2 protein-coding genes and 3 pseudogenes are annotated in these 2,881 nt (G+C 62.0%); 2 read left to right on the forward strand and 3 right to left on the reverse strand.

The annotated features are described in order from the left end of the window. Positions 1–76, reverse strand: a pseudogene (locus tag R7044_RS23910) (MerR family DNA-binding protein); the annotation flags it as partial. Here R7044_RS23910 and R7044_RS23915 point away from each other — a divergent pair. Then, a pseudogene (locus R7044_RS23915) lies at positions 71–205 on the forward strand (relaxase); the annotation flags it as partial. The pseudogenes R7044_RS23910 and R7044_RS23915 sit on opposite strands and share 6 nt — an antisense overlap. A gap of 31 nt (positions 206–236) precedes the next feature. Here the strand turns inward: R7044_RS23915 and tetR(A) are convergent. After that, positions 237–887, reverse strand: a complete 651-nt coding sequence (gene tetR(A) / locus R7044_RS23920; RefSeq protein ID WP_000164043.1) for a tetracycline resistance transcriptional repressor TetR(A) — start codon at positions 885–887, stop codon at positions 237–239. 105 nt (positions 888–992) lie between these two features. Between tetR(A) and tet(A) the strand changes: the two genes are divergently transcribed. Then, a complete protein-coding gene (gene tet(A), locus R7044_RS23925; RefSeq protein ID WP_001973670.1) occupies positions 993–2,192 on the forward strand; it encodes a tetracycline efflux MFS transporter Tet(A) in 1,200 nt (399 codons plus the stop codon). A gap of 31 nt (positions 2,193–2,223) precedes the next feature. On the opposite strand, the pseudogene R7044_RS23930 reads toward tet(A), so the two are convergent. After that, a pseudogene (locus R7044_RS23930) lies at positions 2,224–2,739 on the reverse strand (DMT family transporter); the annotation flags it as partial. Between the last annotated feature and the right edge of the window lie 142 nt (positions 2,740–2,881).

Raw genomic sequence — 2,881 nt, forward strand, 5'->3', positions numbered from 1 at the left:
CTGCGATCTCGTCGAGGCTGAATCCGAGCCGCTGGGCTGATTTCACGAAGCGCACCCGCGTCACATCCGCCTCGCCAGAGAGGCCGAGCGCGGCCGTGAGGCTTGGACGCTAGGGCAGGGCATGAAAAAGCCCGTAGCGGGCTGCTACGGGCGTCTGACGCGGTGGAAAGGGGGAGGGGATGTTGTCTACATGGCTCTGCTGTAGTGAGTGGGTTGCGCTCCGGCAGCGGTCCTGATCAATCGTCACCCTTTCTCGGTCCTTCAACGTTCCTGACAACGAGCCTCCTTTTCGCCAATCCATCGACAATCACCGCGAGTCCCTGCTCGAACGCTGCGTCCGGACCGGCTTCGTCGAAGGCGTCTATCGCGGCCCGCAACAGCGGCGAGAGCGGAGCCTGTTCAACGGTGCCGCCGCGCTCGCCGGCATCGCTGTCGCCGGCCTGCTCCTCAAGCACGGCCCCAACAGTGAAGTAGCTGATTGTCATCAGCGCATTGACGGCGTCCCCGGCCGAAAAACCCGCCTCGCAGAGGAAGCGAAGCTGCGCGTCGGCCGTTTCCATCTGCGGTGCGCCCGGTCGCGTGCCGGCATGGATGCGCGCGCCATCGCGGTAGGCGAGCAGCGCCTGCCTGAAGCTGCGGGCATTCCCGATCAGAAATGAGCGCCAGTCGTCGTCGGCTCTCGGCACCGAATGCGTATGATTCTCCGCCAGCATGGCTTCGGCCAGTGCGTCGAGCAGCGCCCGCTTGTTCCTGAAGTGCCAGTAAAGCGCCGGCTGCTGAACCCCCAACCGTTCCGCCAGTTTGCGTGTCGTCAGACCGTCTACGCCGACCTCGTTCAACAGGTCCAGGGCGGCACGGATCACTGTATTCGGCTGCAACTTTGTCATGCTTGACACTTTATCACTGATAAACATAATATGTCCACCAACTTATCAGTGATAAAGAATCCGCGCGTTCAATCGGACCAGCGGAGGCTGGTCCGGAGGCCAGACGTGAAACCCAACAGACCCCTGATCGTAATTCTGAGCACTGTCGCGCTCGACGCTGTCGGCATCGGCCTGATTATGCCGGTGCTGCCGGGCCTCCTGCGCGATCTGGTTCACTCGAACGACGTCACCGCCCACTATGGCATTCTGCTGGCGCTGTATGCGTTGGTGCAATTTGCCTGCGCACCTGTGCTGGGCGCGCTGTCGGATCGTTTCGGGCGGCGGCCAATCTTGCTCGTCTCGCTGGCCGGCGCCACTGTCGACTACGCCATCATGGCGACAGCGCCTTTCCTTTGGGTTCTCTATATCGGGCGGATCGTGGCCGGCATCACCGGGGCGACTGGGGCGGTAGCCGGCGCTTATATTGCCGATATCACTGATGGCGATGAGCGCGCGCGGCACTTCGGCTTCATGAGCGCCTGTTTCGGGTTCGGGATGGTCGCGGGACCTGTGCTCGGTGGGCTGATGGGCGGTTTCTCCCCCCACGCTCCGTTCTTCGCCGCGGCAGCCTTGAACGGCCTCAATTTCCTGACGGGCTGTTTCCTTTTGCCGGAGTCGCACAAAGGCGAACGCCGGCCGTTACGCCGGGAGGCTCTCAACCCGCTCGCTTCGTTCCGGTGGGCCCGGGGCATGACCGTCGTCGCCGCCCTGATGGCGGTCTTCTTCATCATGCAACTTGTCGGACAGGTGCCGGCCGCGCTTTGGGTCATTTTCGGCGAGGATCGCTTTCACTGGGACGCGACCACGATCGGCATTTCGCTTGCCGCATTTGGCATTCTGCATTCACTCGCCCAGGCAATGATCACCGGCCCTGTAGCCGCCCGGCTCGGCGAAAGGCGGGCACTCATGCTCGGAATGATTGCCGACGGCACAGGCTACATCCTGCTTGCCTTCGCGACACGGGGATGGATGGCGTTCCCGATCATGGTCCTGCTTGCTTCGGGTGGCATCGGAATGCCGGCGCTGCAAACAATGTTGTCCAGGCAGGTGGATGAGGAACGTCAGGGGCAGCTGCAAGGCTCACTGGCGGCGCTCACCAGCCTGACCTCGATCGTCGGACCCCTCCTCTTCACGGCGATCTATGCGGCTTCTATAACAACGTGGAACGGGTGGGCATGGATTGCAGGCGCTGCCCTCTACTTGCTCTGCCTGCCGGCGCTGCGTCGCGGGCTTTGGAGCGGCGCAGGGCAACGAGCCGATCGCTGATCGTGGAAACGATAGGCCTATGCCATGCGGGTCAAGGCGACTTCCGGCAAGCTATACGCGCCCTAGGAGTGCGGTTGGAACGTTGGCCCAGCCAGATACTCCCGATCACGAGCAGGACGCCGATGATTTGAAGCGCACTCAGCGTCTGATCCAAGAACAACCATCCTAGCAACACGGCGGTCCCCGGGCTGAGAAAGCCCAGTAAGGAAACAACTGTAGGTTCGAGTCGCGAGATCCCCCGGAACCAAAGCAAGTAGGTTAAACCCGCTCCGATCAGGCCGAGCCACGCCAGGCCGAGAACATTGGTTCCTGTAGGCATCGGGATTGGCGGATCAAACACTAAAGCTACTGGAACGAGCAGAAGTCCTCCGGCCGCCAGTTGCCAGGCGGTAAAGGTGAGCAGAGGCACGGGAGGTTGCCACTTGCGGGTCAGCACGGTTCCGAACGCCATGGAAACCGCCCCCGCCAGGCCCGCTGCGACGCCGACAGGATCTAGCGCTGCGTTTGGTGTCAACACCAACAGCGCCACGCCCGCAGTTCCGCAAATAGGGGTCGTTTGCGGGAGAGGGCGAAATCCTACGCTAAGGCTTTGGCCAACGATATTCTCCGGTAAGATTGATGTGTTCCCAGGGGATAGGAGAAGTCGCTTGATATCTAGTATGACGTCTGTCGCACCTGCTTGATCGCGG

The organism is Vibrio sp. 1402 (genome assembly GCF_033340275.1).